Annotated in this window: 19 protein-coding genes and 1 pseudogene; 5 read left to right on the top strand and 15 right to left on the bottom strand. The window is 43.4% G+C overall.

The window, feature by feature from the left end; genetic code table 11:
- Positions 1 to 2 precede the first annotated feature (2 nt).
- The 5 genes from MAMP_RS08945 to suhB form a co-directional block, all read right to left on the bottom strand.
- Entirely contained in the window at positions 3 to 1,355 is a 1,353-nt protein-coding gene (locus MAMP_RS08945; protein ID WP_007145705.1) for a sigma-54-dependent transcriptional regulator, read from the bottom strand.
- Positions 1,352 to 2,956, bottom strand: a complete 1,605-nt coding sequence (locus MAMP_RS08950; protein WP_007145706.1) for a sensor histidine kinase — start codon at positions 2,954 to 2,956, stop codon at positions 1,352 to 1,354. The genes MAMP_RS08945 and MAMP_RS08950 overlap by 4 nt, the downstream gene beginning before the upstream one ends.
- Positions 2,953 to 3,171 carry a PP0621 family protein gene (locus MAMP_RS08955; protein WP_007145707.1) on the bottom strand — a complete coding sequence of 73 codons (219 nt, stop codon included), beginning with the start codon at positions 3,169 to 3,171 and terminating at the stop codon, positions 2,953 to 2,955. The genes MAMP_RS08950 and MAMP_RS08955 overlap by 4 nt, the downstream gene beginning before the upstream one ends.
- A 63-nt stretch (positions 3,172 to 3,234) precedes the next feature.
- On the bottom strand, positions 3,235 to 5,064 hold the full coding sequence (typA, locus tag MAMP_RS08960) for a translational GTPase TypA (RefSeq protein ID WP_007145708.1): 1,830 nt from the start codon (positions 5,062 to 5,064) through the stop codon (positions 3,235 to 3,237).
- Positions 5,065 to 5,112: 48 nt separating this feature from the next.
- Positions 5,113 to 5,913 (bottom strand): inositol-1-monophosphatase, encoded by an 801-nt coding sequence (suhB, locus tag MAMP_RS08965; RefSeq protein WP_007145709.1) that lies wholly within the window; start codon positions 5,911 to 5,913, stop codon positions 5,113 to 5,115.
- Between the two features lie 232 nt (positions 5,914 to 6,145).
- Here suhB and MAMP_RS08970 point away from each other — a divergent pair, with 232 nt between their 5' ends.
- Entirely contained in the window at positions 6,146 to 6,445 is a 300-nt protein-coding gene (locus tag MAMP_RS08970) for an Lpp/OprI family alanine-zipper lipoprotein (protein ID WP_007145710.1), read from the top strand.
- A gap of 74 nt (positions 6,446 to 6,519) precedes the next feature.
- On the opposite strand, the gene MAMP_RS08975 is transcribed toward MAMP_RS08970, so the two are convergent.
- Positions 6,520 to 7,683, bottom strand: coding sequence for a L,D-transpeptidase family protein (locus MAMP_RS08975; RefSeq protein ID WP_007145711.1), 1,164 nt, complete (start codon positions 7,681 to 7,683; stop codon positions 6,520 to 6,522).
- 145 nt (positions 7,684 to 7,828) lie between these two features.
- Between MAMP_RS08975 and MAMP_RS08980 the strand changes: the two genes are divergently transcribed.
- A complete protein-coding gene (locus MAMP_RS08980) occupies positions 7,829 to 8,614 on the top strand; it encodes an outer membrane protein assembly factor BamD (protein WP_007145712.1) in 786 nt (261 codons plus the stop codon).
- Between the two features lie 64 nt (positions 8,615 to 8,678).
- On the opposite strand, the gene MAMP_RS08985 is transcribed toward MAMP_RS08980, so the two are convergent.
- From MAMP_RS08985 to sucC, 4 genes and pseudogenes are all read right to left on the bottom strand, one after another.
- Positions 8,679 to 9,017 carry a P-II family nitrogen regulator gene (locus MAMP_RS08985; protein WP_007145713.1) on the bottom strand — a complete coding sequence of 113 codons (339 nt, stop codon included), beginning with the start codon at positions 9,015 to 9,017 and terminating at the stop codon, positions 8,679 to 8,681.
- Positions 9,018 to 9,026: 9 nt separating this feature from the next.
- Complete coding sequence (locus tag MAMP_RS08990) at positions 9,027 to 10,667, bottom strand: NAD+ synthase (protein ID WP_007145714.1); 1,641 nt, start codon at positions 10,665 to 10,667, stop codon at positions 9,027 to 9,029.
- The gene (gene sucD, locus MAMP_RS08995; RefSeq protein ID WP_007145715.1) at positions 10,668 to 11,543 is read right to left on the bottom strand and encodes a succinate--CoA ligase subunit alpha; all 876 of its coding nucleotides are present in this window, start codon (positions 11,541 to 11,543) and stop codon (positions 10,668 to 10,670) included. It abuts the gene before it with no gap.
- Positions 11,540 to 12,718: pseudogene (sucC, locus tag MAMP_RS09000) on the bottom strand (ADP-forming succinate--CoA ligase subunit beta); the annotation flags it as partial. The pseudogene sucC and the gene sucD, both read right to left, overlap by 4 nt.
- 185 nt (positions 12,719 to 12,903) lie before the next feature.
- On the opposite strand from sucC, the gene pip reads away from it, so the two are divergent.
- From pip to MAMP_RS09015, 3 genes are read left to right on the top strand one after another with little or no spacing between them, the layout of a single operon-like run.
- The gene (gene pip / locus MAMP_RS09005) at positions 12,904 to 13,869 is read left to right on the top strand and encodes a prolyl aminopeptidase (protein ID WP_007145717.1); all 966 of its coding nucleotides are present in this window, start codon (positions 12,904 to 12,906) and stop codon (positions 13,867 to 13,869) included.
- Complete coding sequence (gene dtd / locus MAMP_RS09010; RefSeq protein WP_007145718.1) at positions 13,866 to 14,303, top strand: D-aminoacyl-tRNA deacylase; 438 nt, start codon at positions 13,866 to 13,868, stop codon at positions 14,301 to 14,303. Before pip ends, dtd begins: the two co-directional genes overlap by 4 nt.
- 22 nt (positions 14,304 to 14,325) lie before the next feature.
- Positions 14,326 to 14,955, top strand: a complete 630-nt coding sequence (locus MAMP_RS09015; protein ID WP_007145719.1) for a hypothetical protein — start codon at positions 14,326 to 14,328, stop codon at positions 14,953 to 14,955.
- On the opposite strand, the gene MAMP_RS09020 is transcribed toward MAMP_RS09015, so the two are convergent.
- From MAMP_RS09020 to ccoG, 5 genes are all read right to left on the bottom strand, one after another.
- A complete protein-coding gene (locus tag MAMP_RS09020; RefSeq protein ID WP_007145720.1) occupies positions 14,948 to 18,205 on the bottom strand; it encodes an EAL domain-containing protein in 3,258 nt (1,085 codons plus the stop codon). The two genes, MAMP_RS09015 and MAMP_RS09020, sit on opposite strands and share 8 nt — an antisense overlap.
- A gap of 45 nt (positions 18,206 to 18,250) precedes the next feature.
- Positions 18,251 to 18,460, bottom strand: a complete 210-nt coding sequence (gene ccoS, locus MAMP_RS09025) for a cbb3-type cytochrome oxidase assembly protein CcoS (RefSeq protein WP_007145721.1) — start codon at positions 18,458 to 18,460, stop codon at positions 18,251 to 18,253.
- Positions 18,461 to 18,540: 80 nt separating this feature from the next.
- Positions 18,541 to 20,979 carry a heavy metal translocating P-type ATPase gene (locus tag MAMP_RS09030; RefSeq protein ID WP_007145722.1) on the bottom strand — a complete coding sequence of 813 codons (2,439 nt, stop codon included), beginning with the start codon at positions 20,977 to 20,979 and terminating at the stop codon, positions 18,541 to 18,543.
- Positions 20,980 to 21,016: 37 nt separating this feature from the next.
- Positions 21,017 to 21,520, bottom strand: a complete 504-nt coding sequence (locus tag MAMP_RS09035; protein WP_007145723.1) for a FixH family protein — start codon at positions 21,518 to 21,520, stop codon at positions 21,017 to 21,019.
- A gap of 15 nt (positions 21,521 to 21,535) precedes the next feature.
- Positions 21,536 to 22,960, bottom strand: coding sequence for a cytochrome c oxidase accessory protein CcoG (gene ccoG / locus MAMP_RS09040; protein WP_007145724.1), 1,425 nt, complete (start codon positions 22,958 to 22,960; stop codon positions 21,536 to 21,538).
- Positions 22,961 to 23,020: the final 60 nt, after the last annotated feature.

A 23,020-nucleotide genomic window follows, 5' to 3' on the forward strand; every position in this document is an offset into this window, starting at 1 on the left:
ATCTAATCCAATGCCAGTTTTTTTAGTTTATAGCGTAAAGAACGGAAACTAATGCCAAGCTTTTTTGCAGCGGCCGTCTTATTCCAACGCGTTGACTCCAGCGCATCAACAATAAGCTGCCGCTCCTGATCTTCCAGTTGTGATTCTAGGTCAACTTTATCTGCTGTTAGACTAAAGCCGGGCTCATCGGCTGATAGACTATTTAGAGGTGCTTCAGGCAACATTAAATCTGCTTCGTGAATAACCGAGCCATCAGACCATGTCATCGCCCTTTCCAGGATATTTTCAAGTTCGCGAACATTGCCAGGGAAGGCATATTCACGTAAGGCACTAATGGCATCCTCACCAATCACTGGTTTTAGTTCACCACTTTTAGCCGCAAGCTGCACAAGAATATGCTCGACTAACAGAGGAATATCCGCTTTACGTTGTCTGAGCGGTGGCACTGAAAGTTCAATAACGTTCAAACGGTAAAACAAGTCTTCACGGAAACTACCTTGTTTTACACATTCCGCCAGATTTTTATGGGTTGCCGACAATATTCGAACGTCAACGCTAATTTCTTCATTGCCACCAACAGGTCTAATGGCTTTTTCCTGAATCGCTCTTAGTAACTTCACCTGCATCATTAATGGCAAATCCGCGACTTCATCCAGAAACAACGTACCGCCGTTAGCCGCCTGAAATAAACCCTGTTTATCAGCAACAGCGCCCGTAAAAGCGCCTTTTTTATGTCCAAAAAACTCACTTTCCACTAATTCTGCCGGTATAGCACCGCAATTAATCGGCACAAAAGCCTCATCAGAACGACTGCCTAACTCATGAATTAAACGTGCGACAAGCTCTTTGCCTGTACCAGACTCCCCCGTGATATAAACAGGTGCCTGACTGCGAGCTAATTTACTGATTTTATTTCTCAAAGAGCGAATAACATCGGTATCGCCGAGTAATTTATCCCTCGAACGTCGCTCTTTTACATCTGACTTTAATGGAGATAAATTTAATGCTGAGTTCACTAAATCACGTAAGACTTTAAGCTTAAGTGGTTTTGATACAAAATCGAAGGCGCCTGATTTAAGGGCTTCAACAGCCAGATCAATATTACCGTGCGCAGTGATAACCGCCACGGGACAATTTGGATAAGTTTTTTGAATAGTGCGGACAATATCCAAACCGTTACCATCAGGTAATCGCATATCAGTAAAACAAAGATCAAAAGATTGTTGTTTTAATGCCTGATTGGCTTGGGCAACACTCTCGGCCGTTACACAATCAATCGACATACCTGACAATGTCATTGTTAACAGTTCAAGGATATCGGGTTCATCATCTATGACTAACGCTTGTCTGTTCATTGCTTAACTATTTCCTGCCATTCGCTTGGAAAGCTTATACGGAAAAACCCCTTATTCAACTCATCGCGAATATAATTCAAACGCGCTCCGTTTGCTTGACACAATTCTCGAGCCAGATACAAGCCCAGTCCAGTGCCTCCCTGTCTGGCTGAATGGAATGGCTCAAATAAATGTGTCTGCACATCCTCAGGCACACCTGGACCATTATCTACAATATCCAGGCAGACCTGTTTATTTTGCTGCTCAACGACGACCTTAATACACGGTTTTATCTTCTGGTTTGCATGAAACCAGGCATTATCCATCAGATTCCAGATAACTTGATGTAATTGCTCAGGATCCATTGCGATATGGATATCAGAAGTACTTATCTGCAATGAAATATCTTCCTCATCCGCTTGTTTTATATCAGAAAACTCACGAATAAACTTCGACAACCATACATTTAAAACCAGCATCGATGGTTCCGCTGTTTTTCTACGACTCATTTGCAAGATGGTCTCAATAATATTATTCACCCGCTGTGTGTGCTTCAAAATAATTGAAGTCAGCTTTGTCATCATGTGATCTGCGGCATATTGCTCTGCAAGCAGCTCACCTGCATGACTGATCGCCCCCAGAGGATTGCGGATTTCGTGTGCAATGCTTGCGGTTAAACGCCCCAGTGAAGCTAATTTAAGTTGTTGCGCCTGTTGTGCCAAAGCAGATGTATTTTCAATGTAAATAAGGATTTCACCACTATCAAGCTGAGTCGCGGATGATTGAACTTCTGGCAGGTCAGCGCGCGCCTGAAAAGGTAGGAAGGCATTTGGACTATGCTGTTGCCATAACCACACCTGCTCTCCCAACTCAGGGACGTTTTCACGTAAATTAAATCCTGAATTATTATCTGGAATACCCAATAATTGCCTGGCAGAAGCATTAAGCATCGTCACATTACCCTGACTATCTAAAGCCAATACACCAGTATGCATTTGGCTAATAATGTGCTGATTTAAGACCGCCAGGTTTTCTACATCTCTGGCTCGCTCTTCCGCAAGCACCTGTGATGTTTGTAATTTTTTGGATAACCACTGTGCCAGCCAGGCTGTCACAAAAAAGGTCGCCCCCAATATCCCAGCCTGACTGTATTTTGTCACCCCATCGCCAGCTATTTGTGAATAACTGACTTCCAGCAGCACCGCTAAAGTTGCCAGAGCAGCAATAAAGGCAGCCAGGCGACCTGGCATCAGCGCACCACCAGCCACTACCACAACTAACATCAGTGAGCCTAATCCCGTATGCAAACCGCCACTGGCATGAATAATAACGATGAGGGCAATGATATCTATCACTGCCTGCAGCCTTATCTGCGTCTGAACCTCTCTCCAGTGCCTTAACGTTAAAATGAGCAATACAAATGCAGACAGAAAATAAGCAAGGCTAACAAAGCTATATAAGCGAGGATCCGCTTCCCCCAAAAACTCGGGTGGAAGCCTCAAATAAAAAACCAGGAAGAGAACGGTAGCGAGAAATAAACGGTAGCTGGCAAAAACGGTTAACGCGCGCCAGGTAGCAGGATCCTGATAATACGACTTATAAGAATCGGGCACTGAACTCATTTCGACTCGTTAAAAGCCTCTAGATGTTGCGTAGAACAAAAATAATGGTGGTTTTGTTGTATTGCTTCATGCTCAGAGACATGTAAACCACACTGTTCACAACGTACCATTTTTTCCATTCTGGCTTGTTCATCTTCTATTTTTGCCTTGCGCAGCAAATGAGTGATGATGATATAAAGCAATAAACCAATGGCAATTAAAATAAGAATTCGCATTTTTCACCTCAAAAAAAAGGGTATCGACATAGGATACCCTTTTTCTTTTATTTTTAGTGACGTCTAGCCACGAGAAGCACGTTTACGCTCATGCTCCAGCAAGAATTTCTTACGAACACGGATAGCTTTTGGCGTGACTTCAAGTAACTCATCATCGCCAATAAACTCTAGCGCCTGTTCCAGACTCATTCGGATAGGTGGTACTAAAGTGACCGCTTCATCAGAGCCTGATGCACGCATATTGGTTAATTGTTTACCTTTAAGCGGGTTAACAACCAAGTCATTATCACGTGAATGAATACCGATGACCATACCTTCGTAGACTTCGTCACCATGGCCGATAAACATACGTCCACGGTCTTGTAAGTTGAAGATAGCAAATGCCACTGCTTTACCCACACCGTTTGCTATCAACACACCATTAATACGCTTACCAAAGCTACCGGCTTTCATTGGAGCATAATGATCAAAGACACTGTAAATCAAGCCAGTACCCTGTGTAGCTGTCAGGAACTCGGTACGGAAGCCAATCAAGCCACGTGAAGGAATAATAAAATCAAGGCGAACACGGCCTTTACCATCTGGCACCATGTTTTTCAGGTCAGCACCACGCTCACCCATTTTTTCCATCACTGTACCCTGATGCTCTTCTTCGATATCAATGGTTACAGATTCGAACGGTTCTTCTTTCACACCATCGACTTCGCGGATAATCACTTCCGGACGTGATACACCCAGTTCGAAACCTTCACGACGCATGTTTTCAATCAGAACTGACAGATGTAACTCACCACGGCCAGAAACTTTGAACTTATCTGGATCAGTAGGTACTTGTTCCACACGTAATGCCACGTTATGAATCAATTCACGATCAAGACGTTCTTTGATTTGACGAGTGGTAATAAACTTACCGTCTTTACCGGCAAACGGCGAGTTATTGACCTGGAAGGTCATCGTCACTGTTGGTTCGTCAACAGAAAGTGGTGGCAAAGCTTCTACAGCACTTGGATCACATAATGTGTCAGAAATATTTAATGGGTCTAGACCGGTAAAGGCAATAATATCGCCCGCTTGCGCTTCAGCAACTTCTTCACGTTGTAGGCCTAAAAAGCCCATGACCTGTTGTACACGACCGTTACGTTTTTTACCTTCACGATCAACAACCGTGACAGGTGTATTGGTTTTAACGCGACCACGTTCGATACGGCCAACACCGATAACACCGACGTAGCTGTTATAGTCCAGTGACGACACCTGCATACGGAAAGGACCATCTGCGTCCACATCCGGATGACTCACTCTATCCACGATCAATTCGAAAAGTGGTGTCATATCACCACCACGAACGGTATCTTCCATACCAGCAAAACCATTTAAGCCTGACGCATAAATGACATCAAAATCGAGCTGTGCATCTGTGGCATCCAGATTAACGAACAAATCAAAGGTTTGATCCAAGACCCAATCCGGACGAGCAGAAGGTTTATCAATTTTGTTGATAACCACAATCGGTTTTAAGCCTAGCGCTAATGCTTTTTGTGTAACGAAACGCGTTTGTGGCATCGGACCTTCTGAAGAGTCAACCAGCAGCAATACTGAGTCAACCATCGAAAGAACACGTTCCACTTCACCACCGAAGTCAGCATGGCCTGGGGTATCGACGATATTGATATGATAGTCGTTCCAGCGAATCGCCGTGTTTTTCGACAGGATAGTAATACCGCGCTCACGTTCCAGATCATTAGAGTCCATCACGCGCTCGGTTAATTCTTCGTGTTCACCGAAAGTGCCAGACTGACGAAGAAGTTGATCCACCAAGGTTGTTTTACCGTGGTCAACGTGGGCAATAATGGCTATATTGCGGAGCTTAGAAATATCTCGTTTGTTTGTCATTGTTTGAATTCTGTAAAAGCATGCTAGGCATGCGGAAAAAATATGCCCTTAGGCGCTTATTTGGTTTTTCGATAGATGTGGTTGCAGTGTTGTTAACATCAGCTTGTGCATACCAAGCCCGGCTGCAATGACATTACCTTTGTTGAACAAATTATCGGTACCATCAAAGTCGGTGACAATTCCCCCAGCCTCTTCGACCAGAAGTAATCCAGCCGCCATATCCCAGTTTTCTAATCCCATTTCCCAGTAGCCGTCAACACGACCTGCTGCAACATAAGCAAGATCAAGTGCTGCTGAGCCCGTACGGCGAATATCAGCTACCTGAGGAAATAGAGCTTTAAAACTATTGAAATAGGCATCATGAAATGATGGATATTTGAAAGGGAAACCCGTCGCAATCAATGCACCATTAAGTTCTCTGCGTTTGGTAACACGCAGTCGACGGTCATTTAATTTGGCGCCTTCGCCCCGGCTAGCTGTGAATAATTCATCGCGTTGCGGATCATAAACAACAGCGTGCTCAACACGACCTTTGACTCTAACGGCAATGGATACGCAGTAATGCGGGAAACCATGCAGAAAATTTGTTGTACCATCCAGTGGGTCAATAATCCACACTGTTTCATTATCACCTGAGCGACCAGACTCTTCAGCCATAATAGCGTGGTCAGGATACGCTTTTTTTATTACATTGATGACTTCTTGCTCTGCCAGGCGGTCGACATCTGACACGTAATCATTTCGACCTTTTGTAGTCACTTCAAGATGCTGAACATGCTGTAGTGAGCGCATGATCAGAGAGCCAGCATTACGCGCAGCCCTGATTGCTATATTGAGCATTGGATGCATAAACAAATTTTTCCAGAACGATAGGTACTTCAAGAGTACATTGAAGATCAATGACTCATATAAAGGACGCTATTATACCAACTATTTCTTTATGAATCTGTTGTAATATTAAAAACGGTTTTTTATTAATGTGAATGGACAGCAAAAATATTTCTTGCTAGCGTATGTTTTATGTTGCGAATTAGCAATATAATATCCACGCCAATTTAACTGGTACTTTAAGGAGATAAAAATGAAATCATTAGCAAAACTGAGTGCTGTAATCCTGCCTTTAGCTATGTTGACTGCATGTGCCAACACTGCCGAAATGGAAGCGCTGAAAGCCTCTGTAGAATCAGCTCAATCAACAGCTGATTCAGCTCTGGTCGCAGCCCGCAATGCTCAAAGCACTGCCGACACAGCGCAACGTACTGCAACTGACGCAGAACTGGCTGCTATGAACGCCCAGAAAGCTGCTGATGAAGCTCAATCAACTGTCGAAGAATGCTGTGCAAAAATCGATCGTATGTTTGAAAAAGCGATGAGCAAATAATCTAAAATTTAGATTACCTCATACAAAAAAGCCGGAACAAATGTTCCGGCTTTTTTTTATCTTCAATATTTATCCTAAAGCGCGTCACTGGAAACTTGCGCAACCCACACAGATATTCCCGCAGCTTCACTAATTTTATTCGCCATATCTGCCGCTTCTTGTTGAGAATTGAAGGGACCAATCATCATTTCACCAACCGCGCCAGATTTGGCCGGCCAGAACAGAGCATTCAACTGTAATGAGTTAATAGCCTGACGCGTTTTTTGTATCGCTTTCTGGCTCAGACCTGCATGAACAAACCAGACATCGTCAACAATATCGAGAGGCTCCTCACCCACTCGCTTTACAATACTGTCTTGCGCTTCAACTAATTTTTCAGTGAATGCCCAGTCATTGTCCGCAGGTAATTTATCTTGCGCATCTAAAATGGCTGCTACCATCGGTGTCATATTTAAACCCTGACGTTTATCAATGTCACTATGCGGTTTATTCACTTCAAGATATAACTTACCGTCACGCACGCCCGCTTTATCAGGCTGATAAATAATTTCTACCGGTGTATTAACAGCGGCAATATTAAACAAATGTTGGATATCCTCCGGGAACAGTCGGATACAACCATGACTCACTCGCATTCCTACACCGTAGGGTTTATTTGTGCCATGCAGCAAATAGCCCGGCATAGACAAACGCATTGCATAAGCACCTAGTGGATTATTGGGACCAGCTGCCACCACTTTTGGCAGAGGATCGCCTTTTTCCAGATGTTCTTTTCTGATGGATTCTGGTGGTGTCCAGGTTGGATCTTTTCGCTTCTGAGTAATTTTAGCTTTGCCCAGTGGTGTGCCCCAGCCTTCACGCCCAATCCCGATAGGATGGGTAATGACTGTTTTCGTTTGTCCCGCTTTGGTTTCCGGATAATAATAAAGACGTAACTCGGCAATATTGATGACAATGCCTTTCTGACCGGCCTTGGGCAGAATAAAACGGCTTGGGATAATCACCCGGGTATTTTCGCCGGGAAGCCATGGATCAACATTTGGATTGGCTTCAACGATATCGTTATAACCTAAGTCAAATTGACGGCCAATATCCAGTAATGTGTCTTTTGCTCTGCTATAGACCACCATGTTGTGACCCACAACGGTTGAGTCAGCAGAATTAAGCGCAAAAGTAGTTGCCATAGAAGGTGCTGATACCGCAAGCCCTACAGCAAGAGCCAACAACCGTTTCAACATTGATGATTCCTGTTTATCAAAGAATAAAGCTGCATATTGTACTTGATTAAATATAATCTTCACATTCGGTAAAACGTGCTTTGAATCAGAAAAAGGGCTAAGATCAGCCTTTACCTTAAACAGCAAGCTAGCGTACTCTACTTCAATGAAAAAATATTATTTGCCATTACTTATCGGTTTGACCTGTTTGTCACTCTCTGGTTGCTCTTTTTTTAAAAAAGAAGAAGTTAAAGCAGATGAAAGCTGGAGTGTAGATCGTATATACAGCGAGGCAAAAGCCGCACTCGACATCGCAGACTACAGCAAAGCGATTACCTACTACGAACAACTCGAAGCTCGTTTTCCTTTTGGTGAATATGCTCAACAAGCGCTGCTTGAGTCCGCATATGCTCACTACAAATCAGATGATCCTGAAACAGCTATCGCTACCATTGACCGCTTTATGCGTGTTTATCCACTTAATCCAAATATTGATTACGCTATTTATTTACGTGGCCTGGTCAATTTTCATCGTGATATTGGTTTATTAGAAAAATATATCCCCCGTGATGAATCTCAACGTGACCCGGGCGCTGCTGAGGATGCCTTGCGTGATTTCAACACATTAATTAATCGCTTCCCGACCAGTCGTTATGCCGAAGATGCTGCGCAGCGTATTGTTTATCTTCGTAACCGACTGGCACAGCATGAGGTGAATGTCGCTAATTACTATATGCGTAGAGGATCATTCCTGGCTGCATTAAACCGTGGTAAGTATGTGATAGAAAACTACGACCGTACACCGGCTATGCCTGATGCATTAGTCGTTATGGCAAAAGCATACAAAATTCTCGGCATGACCGATCTTTCAGATGATGCTTTACGGGTATTGAAAATCAATTACCCTGGCCACCCGGGTATTGCTGAAGTTGCACAGACTGAAGTGCAATAATTAAACAATAAAAAAGCCCGCCTATGAATATTCAGAGGCGGGCTTTTTTTATGCCTAGAACAGCTTAAATAGCGTCCTGGTTCTGCTCACCAGTACGAATTCTAATCGCTTGCTCCAGCGGCGTAACAAAAATCTTACCATCGCCGATACGGCCTGTATTGGCCGCTTTGATCACTGCTTCGATAACACTATCGACTTTGTCATCTGCTACGGCAATTTCTAATTTCACTTTCGGTAAAAAGTCGACCACATATTCAGCACCACGATAGAACTCGGTATGTCCTTTCTGACGACCAAATCCTTTGACTTCAGTGACAGTCATCCCGGTCACACCAATATCAGAAAGTGACTGGCGAACATCATCCAGCTTAAAAGGTTTAATTATCGCTTCAATTTTTTTCATCGTAGTTCCTTACTCTATAGTTGAAGTGACGGTGTAGCCTGACGTAATAGGATACCGGCGGTCTCGGCCAAACGCCCGGCTACTGATACGGATACCTGGAGGCGCCTGCCGCCTTTTGTATTCATTACGATCTACCATTTTAATAACTCTTGCAACCATTTCGGCGTCGTAGCCCTCGTCGACTAGCTCTTCAAAGCAACACTGATCAGCTATATAACGTTGTAGAATTTTATCTAGGACAGCATAGTCAGGGAGACTATCCTGATCCAACTGTCCTTCTGCCAGTTCAGCGGATGGAGGTCGTGTGATGATACGCTCTGGAATCACATTAGATTGCTGATTGCGATAATGGCTCAACTGATAGACCAACGTTTTATAAACATCTTTTAATGGTGAGTAACCACCAGCCATATCGCCATATAAAGTTGAGTAGCCGACAGCCATTTCGCTTTTATTACCGGTTGATAACACCATTGAACCCGTTTTATTGGATAAGGCCATCAAAATAATGCCTCGGCAACGGGCTTGAATATTTTCTTCCGTGGTATCGGCCGGCAAACCTTTAAACTCATCAGCTAATGAGTCAATAAAGGCATTAAATGTCGGTTCTATCGAAATAATACTGTACTTAACACCCAAGCCTTCAGCCATTAACTTTGCATCATCCAGACTCATTTGAGATGTGTAGCGCGACGGCATCATCACCGCATGCACTTTGTCTGCGCCGATAGCATCAACAGCGAGTGCCATTGTTAATGCGGAATCAATGCCGCCTGACAGTCCAAGTACAACACTTGGAAAGTGATTTTTCTCAATATAATCTTTCAGTCCAAGGGTTAACGCTTTGTATATGATAGATAAGTCGTCCTGCGACTCACAACTGGCACCCGATAAAGCTAGGCCACCAGACGACTGCCTTTCAATCGTCACCGGAAATAAACCAAACTCGAATGCAGGTGCTTGGACCACTTTTTCGCCATTGGCATTCATCACAAAAGAATGACCATCAAAAACCAGTTCATCCTGACCACCGTATTGATTGACATAGACAATAGGTAAGCCCGTTTCACTGATACGTTTTCTAACTTCAGCCTCGCGCAGTGGCCATTTGCCCATATGGTAAGGAGAAGCATTCAAGTTAACGATAAGGTCAGCTCCGGCAGCTTTTGCTTTAGCACTCGGCTGTGTAAACCAGATATCTTCACAGATAGTTATGCCGATTTTCAGACCCCGGAAGTCAAACACAGTGGCATTTTCGCCTTCGATAAAATAGCGTTTTTCATCGAATACGCCGTAATTGGGTAACTGCTGTTTGTGATAAGTACAAACAAGCTTGCCCCCATCAATTAACGATGCAGAGTTGTATAAACCCGACTCGACATCACCATCGGGATGGCCGATTAACACGGCTACATTATCCAGCTTGCTTGCCAGTGTCGTTAATGCTTTACGAACGCGCTTCAACAAACCAGGACGAAGTAATAAATCTTCTGGCGGATATCCGGTTAGGGTCAATTCAGGAAAAACAATTAAATCTGCATTGAATTGTTTTTTTGCCTGCTGTGCCGTCTCGATAATTTTATTAACATTACCCGCAACATCCCCAACTACAGGATTAATTTGCCCCATCACCAGCGTGACTGTCTGCATTTATTTTTTATCCATCATTGCCAGCATAATGTCGCCAATTTCTGCGGGCGATCGCGCAATGCCACAGCCTGCCGCTTCAAGCGCTTTTAATTTCGCTTCAGCCGTGCCACTGCCACCACTGATAATCGCTCCTGCATGTCCCATGCGTTTGCCAGCCGGTGCCGTCAGACCAGCGATATAGGTCACCACCGGTTTGGTGACATGCGCTTTGATAAACTCGGCCGCATCCTCTTCAGCATGACCGCCAATCTCACCAACCATCACAATACCTTCGGTCTGCGGATCATTCTCAAACAACTCGAGGCATTCAATAAAGTTCATACCATGAATTGGATCACCGCCAATACCAACACAGGTACTTTGTCCAAGTCCGTTTTGCGTTGTCTGATGAACAGCTTCATAAGTCAGAGTGCCTGAACGCGATACTATGCCGATTTTCCCCGGTTGATGAATGTTACCGGGCATGATGCCAATCTTACATTCACCTGGAGTAATCAGGCCCGGACAGTTAGGCCCTATCAAGTGTGCATCGTAGCTATTTAAAGCATGTTTGACGCGTAACATATCCAGTACAGGGATGCCTTCTGTAATACAGGCAATTATTTTGATACCCGCATCAGCCGCTTCCAGAATCGCATCTGCAGCAAAGGCGGCAGGCACATAAATCATGGTGGCATCAGCACCGGTCTGTTCAACCGCTTCATGAACCGTGTTGAATACCGGTTTGTCCAGATGCGTTTGCCCACCTTTTCCTGGGGTAACACCACCGACAAATTGGGTGCCATATGCAATGGCTTGCTCTGAGTGAAATGTACCTTGTTTACCAGTAAAGCCCTGACAAATCACTTTGGTTTCACGATTGATTAAAATACTCATGCCTGCGACTCCTTAGCTGCCGCTACAGCTTGACGCGCAGCATCGGTTAAATCATCGGCAGCATATATACTCATTTCACTGTTTTTCAATAATTCACGACCTCGTTGCGCATTGGTACCCTCGAGTCTGACGACAACAGGTAACGATAAGCCGACCTCTTTTGCTGCCTGAATAATGCCTTCGGCAATCAGATCACAGCGGACAATACCACCAAAGATATTGACCAGGATCGACTTCACTTTTTTATCAGACAGAATCAGCTTAAATGCTTCAGCCACGCGAGCAGCCGTAGTGCCACCGCCTACATCCAGGAAGTTAGCCGGCTGTCCACCTTCTTTCTGAATCAAGTCCATCGTCGCCATAGCGAGACCAGCGCCATTGACCATACAAGCCACATTCCCATCTAAAGAAATATAGTTAAGGCCAAATTCACGGGCGATAACTTCTGCATCATCTTCCTGACTCGGATCAAACATCTCTGCCAAATCGGCATGACGGAATAAGCCGTTATCATCTAAATTAATTTTTGCATCAACGGCAAGTAAGTCACCGTCATCAGTCACCACAAGTGGATTCACCTCCACTAGACTGGCATCATTTTCTGTAAAGAGCTGATACAAATTTTGCATGACGGACTGTAGCTGCTTAAAGCTATTTCCAGTCAAGCCCAGGAAAAATGCGGCGCGACGACACTGATAGCCCTGTAAACCAACGACAGGATCGACATATAAATTCAGTATGGCTTCAGGCTGCTGCTCAGCGACGGCTTCGATATCCATGCCGCCTTCTGCTGACACCATAAACACAATACGTTGAGAGCTGCGATCAACCAGTACGGCCAGATAGATTTCACGGCTGATATTGGTCGGTTTTTCCACCAATACCTGCTGTACGGGTAAACCTTCAACAGTGGTCTGATGCGTGACAATATTTTTTCCCAGCATACCAGCAGCGGCTGACTCAACGTCATCCAGCGAACTCACCACTTTAACGCCACCCGCTTTGCCGCGGCCACCGGCATGAACCTGTGCTTTAACCACCCAGCGCTCGCCCGCTAATAACTCAGCCGCTTGCCGCGCCTGAGCAGCTTCAGCGACAGCTTGCCCTTGTGGTGTAGGCACACCATATCGATTAAATAATTGTTTGGCCTGAAATTCATGCAGATTCATTGTATGTTCTTGCCTTGCTTAGTTGTCTTTTCAATCATAAGCACAACTATCTTTGAAAGAATGTGTGATTTGTTGATAAAAACAAGATCTTAATTCAACGTCGAAAACGTTATATTTTCTCGCAATAGCTCAATAATTACCATCACTACACATGATATAGTTCATGCCGAATGTCATAAACGAGTTTTTACATGTTAACGCTATACCCAGAAATAGAACCCTATCAAACCCATTTACTTGCAAGAGAAACCTTATCTTCTGGTAAAAAACACGAAATTTATGTAGAGGAATGTGGCAATCCTTCAGGGATTCCGGTGGTTTTCCTACATGGTGGCCCGGGTTCTGGTTGTCGGCCTCAACATCGACAATATTTCAATCCTGAAAAATACCGCATTGTATTATTTGACCAACGAGGTTGCGGACGCTCAGTTCCCAGTGGCGAACTTGAAAACAATACCACTGCGCATTTGGTCAGCGATATGGAATATATTCGTACCCGTCTGAGTATAGATAAATGGGTCATTTTTGGTGGTTCCTGGGGAGCTACCTTGGCACTTTGTTATGCCAGAGATCATGCCGAAAAAGTGATAAGCATGATATTACGCGGCACTTTTCTTGGGCGTCAGCAGGATATTGACTGGGTTTATGCCGCAGGCGGTGCCTCAAAATTATTTCCCGAAGCATGGCATCGCCTAACACATATGCTTGATCAGTCAGAACAACAAACACCGCTCAAAGCTTACTATACTCGCCTCACCGATCCTGATGAGTCACTGCAAATCTCAGCTGCCACTATTTTGAATAGCTGGGAAGCCACCATCGTCACATTACGGGATCATGAATACGAACCGGATTTAACGGAAGCTCCCGGCCCATTGGCGCACTCCCGCATTCAATTACATTTTGCGTTAAATCAATGCTTTATCGAAAACCGTCCCATTTTGAGTGAAATAGAAACCATACGTCACATTCCTACTCAGATTATTCATGGTCGATACGATATTGTTTGCCCACTTCAGCAATCCTGGGAACTACATCAGGCATGGCCAGAAACAAGCTTAACCGTATTGCCGCTGGCTGGTCATGCTGCTGGCGAACCCGCTGTGATTGATGCCTTAGTGAGAGCCACCGATACCTTAGCGGGTGAACTGCAGTGATCACCTTATTACAACGCGTTAAGCAGGCATCGGTTGAAGTAAATGAACAATGCATCGCAGAGATTGATCAGGGTGTGCTGGTTTTTGTGGGTATTGAGAAAGGTGACTCCTCTGAATTGGTAGCTCGTCTGGTAGAAAGGGTCATCAATTATCGTCTGTTTGCGGATGCTGAGGAAAAGATGAATCTATCCGTCAAAGATATTAATGGCGGTTTACTTCTTGTCCCACAATTTACCTTGGCCGCTAACACACAAAAAGGATTACGTCCGAGCTTTGCTTCTGCAGCCCCCCCTGACATAGGATATCAACTGTTTAATGAGTTTGTTGATGCCGCTAAACAGCAGCATCCCAAGGTCTGTACCGGTCAGTTTGGTGCCGATATGCAGGTTAAACTCATCAACGATGGGCCAGTCACTTTCTGGCTTCATAGCTAATCACCGTTACAGGATTTTTTGAATGCGCATTATCAGAAACTTTATTGTTGGTCTTTTATTGGTGTTTGTCGGAATTGCCGCGATCATGCTAATCCCCTCACCACAACCGCCAGCCAGTAAACCATGGGAAGTGACCGTGATGCCTGACAACAATATCAGCGTCTTTGGTATTCACTTGGGTAATACCGACTACAAAACAGCACAAGAAGAACTGCGAATATTTGGTAAAACGGCTATCTTCACCGACCCCGATAATAAGGCCACGGTCGAAGCCTATTTTGATAGTGTTAACTTAGGAGGACTATCCGCCAAGATGGTGCTTAATCTTGATGTACCAGAGGATAAAGTCGCCGCTATGCTGCAAAGGGCCTCTGTAGGCAAACTTCAACCCAGTGGTGCGCATCAGCATGAATTGGTGGAAGAAGACAAACAGTTTTTACTATCCTCACCTGTCGCTGCCATTACCTACATTCCTAGTGTCCGCTTGAGCAGGGAGATGATTCAGGAACGCTTTGGTGAACCTGATAGCATTGATGTGGGCTTACCTGATGATAAAGGTAATACGAGTGAAAGCTGGTCTTATCAGGCACTAAATTTAACCGTTATCTTTGGTAGCACTGGTAAGACGATACTAATTTATCAAACTAAATGAGTGTGTCTTTTTGCGCCAGCTCGTAAAACTGGTCTTCACTCACAGGTTTACTAAATAAATACCCCTGAGCGCCCTGACAAGTATGCTGTTTGAGATAATCTAATTGTTCCATTGTCTCCACACCCTCGGCGACAACCATCAAGCCCAGGCTTTCGCTCATTGCCATGATCGCGTTGACGATGGCGGCATCGTCCTTATCTGTGGTGACATCCCGAATGAAACTGCTATCAATTTTCAGAACATTCAAAGGGAACTGCTTCAGATAGGACAATGAAGAATAACCTGTACCAAAATCATCAATTGCCAGACTAATGCCCATCTGGCTAAGCTCCGATAAAGTGAGCGTTGCCAACTCAGGATCTTCCATCAGCATAGTTTCTGTAATTTCTAACTCCAGGTTCTTTGTTGGCATACCCGTTTCCGCCAGAATATAACGGATGCGACTAGCTAAATTACCACCTTTAAATTGTCTGCCTGATAAATTGACGGCAAGCTTAAAATCATCCGCCAATTTGTCTTTCACCTTTAAGAAGCTATTACATGCTTGTGTCAGCACCCACTCACCGACAGATTCAATCAAGCCAGTATCTTCAAGAATAGGAATAAATTCAGCGGGTGAGACGAGCCCCCATTGGGTACTATTCCAACGTAATAACACTTCGGCTCCGTTCATTTTTCCAGTTTCAATCTCAACCTGTGGTTGCAGATGAATAAAGAATTCTTCTTGCTCAACGGCACGTCTTAAAGCTGTCTCCATGGCAAGACGCAATGATGCCTGAGCATTCATATCGACGGAGTAAAACTGAAAATTATTCCGTCCTGTTTTTTTAGCGTGATACATGGCTGCATCCGCATTTCTAATTAGCATATCGACATCCCGACCATCGGCAGGATAGAGGCTGATACCAATACTGGGACTGATGCTGATTTCAACGTTATCAATAATATAAGGCTGACTCATCGCATCGATAATTTTTTCAGCGACTTTACCCACGTATTGTGCAGAACGAATATCTTCCAAAATAACGGTGAACTCATCTCCTCCAAGTCTGGCAACCGTATCACCCTCCCTGATAGTCTTCTTAATGCGTATTGCCACTTCACGCAGCAGACTATCACCCGCTTTATGTCCTAATGAATCGTTAATATGTTTGAAATGATCCAAATCTAAAAAACAAACCGCAAGTCGACCTGAGTCACGATGCGCTTTATGGATAGCATGCTCAAGACGATCATTAAACACGTTCCGGTTTGGTAAGCCTGTCAGACTATCAACGCTTGCCAGGTTAGTCAGCCTTTCCTCATTCTGTCGTTGAGTTGTAATATCCTCAAATAACCAGATAGATCCATTTTGTGGTGCTTCAGCTTCAATTGATTTTCCCGCCATAGCGCACCAGAATTTCTCACCATTTTTACGGACTAATTCAAGCTGAGCTTCATAGCTCTCCCCTACAGAAAGATAATGAGCAGCATGTTCTCCAAACTGCTCATAAGCTACCTGACTTGGATAAATAAACTGTGTTTTTTGTCCTTCAATCTCTTCACGACTGTATTGAAATAACTCTTCAAACTTTTGGTTAACACGCACCACTTTACGATCACGAATGAAAGCAATACCCACCATCGCATTTTCCAGAATTGTGTTTAATTCTGACGTCATTTGATGCAATTGCTGGTTAGTTTGTTTCCATTTAGTAATGTCAGCGATAACACACACCCAAACAAACTCATCATTACCACTTAATATACGACTGACAGAAATCCATAATGAGAATGCGGATCCATCTATACGAATGCCCTCATATTCACCATTCGACTCATCATCGTGCTCTAAATCATCAATTGACTCGGGTTTATGTTTTTCAGCAAAAAAATGAAATAAATGTTTCCCGACAATCTCTTTAATGGTGCCGCCAAACATCGTGGCACCAGCAGGATTAATATCAATGATATAACCCTCTTCACTCAGTGACAGAATCGCTTCAGGTACACCATTAAGAATTGCTCTTAACTGTTGTTGTTTATGTTGCATGGTGACTTTTGCTTTGCTGTAATCAGCAATCAGATTTTGTGTCACCTCGGCGAAATGATTCAAGTCACGAGCCAGCATAGAGACTTCATTTTGCGTTGATGTCACCGACATTCTTGTCTCAAACCGACCTTCAGAGAGTGCTCGAATAGAGTCCTTGATCAACACTAATGGTTCATTGATTCTTTTTATAAGAATATAAGCAAATACCATGACTGCACTCATAATGAGAATGCTGACTAATATAATTTGCCACCATGAATAATCGGCCGATGAGGCATCACTTGCGATCTCTTCATAGTTAAACAGATTGATTTGTTCCGTTAACTGGTTCAAGTCCACTGTTAATGTCGACATCATAGCAAGGGATGATTGCAGCTCTTTAGCCAACGTTCTTTGGGTGAAAGTATTTTCTTTTTCTATCGCTATTAAGCCGTTCTCTCCTCCCATTAAAACCCTGAGTGAATCCACCTGTTTCTCTATCGCCTGTAATGTATCCGTTACATACAACAATTGAAAAGATTGGCTGGAAAAAGCATCAATATCCTGCTCTATCTGAGTAAAAATGGTCTCAAATTGTTTTTCTGATTGAGTAAAACTTGATGGATCTTCAGTCTGAAGAAACAACTTGTAGTTTAATAAACGAAGTTGATGAATATGAGTTTTTAACGGGTTAACCAGACCCAGTATAGAAACCAGATTATCGTTGCGTAATCGTTTTTCAAGATTATCCACTAACAACAATAATGCAGCCGAAACCCGTTCATTCCCCTCTTGCTTGGCTTTTATATCGTTGGTTAATTCAAGATGATGTTTTTTTAATTGATAAAGCTTGGCGTCGATCTGTAAATAATCATGGTAGGTCGTCAAAAGCGACTTTAACAGGCCTTGAACTTGTTGCTTATCATCTAATGTCTGAGTGAGTAATTCTGCATTTTCCTGAAACAAATTTTCAAGCGGCGCTCTGTCAGCAAATTGAGATAAGACAGATACCGTAGCTGAACTGAGGAATTGTTGCTGGCGTTGGGCGAGAAGTAATGAAACTTGACTAAGTTTGCGGCTGCTCGACTCCAATGGCAAAAGATGGTCGACAAAAATTGAATGTGTCTCGGACATCAGGTTATTGGCGTAATTTGCCATCACGCCCATCACAAGGACAGCAATCAATGTGATTGCAGCCCATAGCTGGAGCAAATGTTTGATACTCCAGTTTTTAAACATCTGATTGTTCACCGTTTTGAAGTAACATTTTAGCCATCCATTGCTTTAATGTTGGTTCTTACTTTTATCTTCTGATTTGCTCTGTTTGCCTGACTCATCAGATTCAGGTGTTACTTCATCATCATCCATAAGTACCCGATTAGCTGCACCATCCATATCATCGTATTGACCATTACGAACGGCCCAGAAAAAAACGGCTACACCAATAATGCCAAGTAATAACATACCTGGAAGCAACCCATAAATGACTTCCATCACATACTCCAAACTATTGCCTTTCGTTGAGCGATGAAATCAGGGCAAAACAAGCACTGACTTTTAATAGATCGTGCCAGCTACTTATTTTTATTTATAAACCTTCCGATCCGAGCAGAGTTTCCAATAACTAATAACGAACTTATCGGCATTGTTATCGCAGCCACTAGAGGATTTACCCAAGCACACATCGCTAAAGGCACCATGATAACGTTATAACCAATAGAAAGCATTATGTTCTGACGAATGATACGTAAAGTTGTTGTTGCCAAAAGCTTTGCTTCAGCAACTTTAGCCAGTTCTTGATGTGATAAGACAACATCAGCACTTTCTACTGAGACATCAGTGCCAGACGCCAGGGCCATCCCCACATCTGCTTGAATTAAAGCCGGCGCATCGTTTACACCATCCCCTATCATGGCTACGATATCACCTTGCGCTTGCAGTGATTTCACAACAGCAGATTTGTCCTGAGGCAGCACTTCCGCAAATCGCTGTATATTTGAAAATGACTGTGTAACCGCATTCACTACCTCCAGTCGGTCTCCACTCAACACAGTTATTTTGGCACCCGCCGCCTGTAATAATTGAATCGTTGACAAAGCATCCGCCCGAAGAGAATCTGTCAAACCAATAATACCTTGTAGCTCACCATCCACTGCAACAGACACACAACTAATACCTTGCTTTTCATTCTGTAGAATAGTGTTGTTAAGCGTTTCAGGAAAATAAATACTTTGTGAGTTCAACCACTGACGAGTTCCAACGAGTATATGTTTACCATCAATATACGCTGTCACACCTCGTCCGGGTGTCGTAGTAAACTTTGTGATGGGTAGCAATTTGAGCCCCGCTGATATTGCAGCATCACAGATAGCAGTCGCAATAGTGTGTTCTGAGTGTTGCTCAACAGAAGCGGCCAATCTGAGTAACTCCGATTGTGTTAAGTCTGCACAGGGCTCAACCACATGCACATTTAATTGGCCGGTTGTTAGCGTACCGGTTTTATCAAATACAAAATGATTCACTGATGACAGACGCTCGAGTGTTTCACCCTGCTTGACCAATACCCCTCGCTGCGCCCCTACGCCAGTTGCAACAGCAACTGACATTGGTGTGGCTAAACCAAAAGCGCATGGACAAGTAACCACTAATACTGAAATAGCCGCGAGTAAAGCGATTTCGAAGTCAAACTGTATCCAATATATGAATGTTAAGGTAGCAAGCGTTAGCGTTATCAACACAAACCAGGGAACAATTTTATCGGCTAACGTTTGGATAGGTGCTTTTGAAGCCTGCGCTTCGTCCATCAATGCAATAATTTTGGCCAAAGCGGTATTACGTAATACCTGTTCAACCTGAACCTGAAATGCCCCTTCACCATTAATACTGCCGGCAACGACAGAATCCCCGACTTGCTTGACTACAGGTACAGATTCCCCTGTCAACATCGACTCATCTACCGCACTATCACCTGACACAATAACCCCGTCTACAGGGATACTTTCACCAGGTCTGACTAAAATGGTTTGTCCAATTTTCACTGCACGTATTGGCACAACTTCAGTGATATGATCAACGATGACTGTGGCAAATTTAGGCTGTAATTCCAGCATCCTCCTGGTGGCAGAAAGTGCTTTCTTTTTTGAAATCGCTTCGAGATAGCGCCCCACTAAAATTACAAACAAAAAATTGACCACGGTGTCGAAATAAACATGACCCGTATCAAGTGCTTTTATCGTAGCGTAAGTCGAATATAAGTAGGTTGAAGTTGCTCCAATCGCTATCGGTAGGTCCATTGTTAAAAAACGCTGTCGTAAGCCACTGATGGCACTACGAATAAATGGATAGCCCGAATAGAGTAAAGTCGGCGTTGCAATCAGAAAACCTATCCAGTGAAACCATTGGCGAAACTCTCCATCACTCGCTCCACTGTATAGAGCGATGGATATCCACATCATATTCATCATCGCAAAGCCAGCAAATGCCATACGATAAAGTAATCCACGATGTCGTTTTGCTAATGCCCCTTCTGCTGTTTCCGGATCAAAGGGGACAGCGGCATAGCCTATTTCTGCTAAGCGGTTCAGAACGCTAGATAAAGCGATTTTTGAATTGTCCCAGTTTAGCTTTAGCCTTTTTGCTGTTAAATTCACCTCAGCATTAATAACGCCAGTTAGTCGATTAAGCGCATTTTCAATCAACCAGACACAAGCCGCGCAGTGAATTCCTTCTACTAATAAATGAATAGTACGTTCATTTTTATCAATATCCGTATAGTCGGATTGAACTTCATCCAGGTCATAAGCCGACAGATCGCCTAACCTGTCGGGCGGAGGAGCAAGAGGTTCGGACTGAGGGGTTTTGGCATAAAAACTTTGTAAACCCGCGCCATAAATGGTTTGACATACAGTTTTACAACCATGACAGCAAAATACGCGTTCTTCCCCATCAATCTCAGCTTTAAACTCGTTTATATCTTCGACGGGTAAAGCACAATGATAACAAGCTGTTGTCAAAACTAATCCTAGATTTCAGTTGATCAATATTTTAATTTTAAGGATTAATTTGTATGCGACGGGTTAATACGTACTTATCGTCTCCACGACGTGCTTCGATGATAATGTCCCAACTACCAGGTAAATTAAAACTCACATCGGTGACAAAGCTACCATGCCCAGAAGGCTGCATATCAGCAGAAAAGTCCTGACGTTTATCAGAGGGTCGGTAGGCGAAGAACTTCACCGAATCTAACATTAAACCAGCAGAGTTTTGTCCCGTAATCAACGCTTCATAGGTTTGCGTTTGATTGACTCTGGTTGCCGATGGCGTCAGCAAAATACCTGACCAACCAAGGTTCTTTTCCTTGGCAATCTCTTCTTCTGTTTTAGCGTAGGCCTGACCTTTTTCATAAAAATCTTCAAGCACCAAGTTAGGTGGTGATTTAAATGCTAGATAAATAAATAGTGCATTAGCACTTAGAAATACGAGTAAAAATACCAGCATACCCAATACCCATGGGTTTTTCAGTGCTTGACTATTTTCTTGTGAAATATTCATTCTTTTCCTCTTCCACTACTCAGGCGCCATAAACATACTTTCGTATGAGGTCGATATGGCTGAATTATTTAATACAACCGCTTTAAACTGTATCGGCACCAGACCTTTTTGAACTTTATCGTCAGGTACTCTTACCAACGCCGTCACAGGTACAACTTTACCTGGCTGAACAGTAATTTTATCGCCCATACCATGTAGGGTAGCACCCTCCAATCCTTCGACATCGTAACGGACGTCGATTGGTTCTTTTGTTTTATTTAATAACTTCAACGTATATTTATTCTGGATCCCACCATCACTGAGTCTTACATACAATGGTTGACGATCATGAATAACTTGGAACTCAGTTGGTGACAGCGTGAAGAAACCATAAATGATACCTGACAATGCTGTCAGCAAAATCAAACTATATATAATCACACGAGGTCTTTTATACATGGCTAAGACGTTTTTATCGTGATGCAGTTCCTTATATGAAGCATAACGAATCAAACCGCGAGGCTGATTAGTTTTATCCATAATACTGTCACATGCATCAATACACATACCACATGTAATACAGCCCTCTTGCTGTCCCTTTCTTATATCAATACCGGTTGGGCAAACAGCAACACAGACTTTACAATCAATACAGCTACCTTTGGTTTCATCTTCTAGCTGACCTTTTTTTAGTTTACCTCTCGGTTCACCACGTTCAGCATCATAAGCTGGTAAGACAGTATCCTGGTCATACATCACACCTTGTAGTCGAGCATATGGGCATAACCAGAAACAGACTTGCTCACGCATAAAGCCTGCAAATACATAAGTAAATACACCAAACACCGCCATTGAAATCCAAACAGGCAATGGTGCTTGTAAGCTAAAAATCTCAGGCCATAACTGATAAGCATCCGTGAACCATGCGGCAAAGGAAATACCGGTAATCAGCGCGATCGCAATCCATAAAGAATGCTTCGTTACCACACGTGCCAACTTATCAAATGACCAGGGCGCTTTTTTGAACTTCATCGCCTTCTGAGGACTATCCCCTTCAAGCTTGGTTTCGATAAAGGTATAGATATCTGTCCAGACAGTCTGAAAACAGAAGTAACCACAAAACACGCGTCCTGCAATGCTGGTTACAGCGGCTAATAAAATAGCAAAGAATAATAATGTTAACGACAACATCCAGATGTCTTGAGGATAAATCGTTAAATGAAAGAAATTAAATTGTCGATTTGGAATATCAAACAAAACCGCCTGGTGCCCATTCCAGCGAATGTATGGGCCTAAAAAGAATATTAACCAAACTGACATTCCTAGCCACTTCCGGAGTCGAAATCGGCCCTTGATTCGTTTGGCAACCACTTTTTGGTCACCAGTATTCACGTGCCAATCGGAGACTTCTTCATAAATTTGGCTGACATCATCATTAACGTTTGTTTGTGATTGACTCATATCATCTCCGAAATAGTATTCATCGCGTGCATTTTAACACAGGCACAATCTAATATTAGT

The organism is Methylophaga thalassica MP, from assembly GCF_000214595.1.
GTDB lineage: Bacteria > Pseudomonadota > Gammaproteobacteria > Nitrosococcales > Methylophagaceae > Methylophaga > Methylophaga thalassica.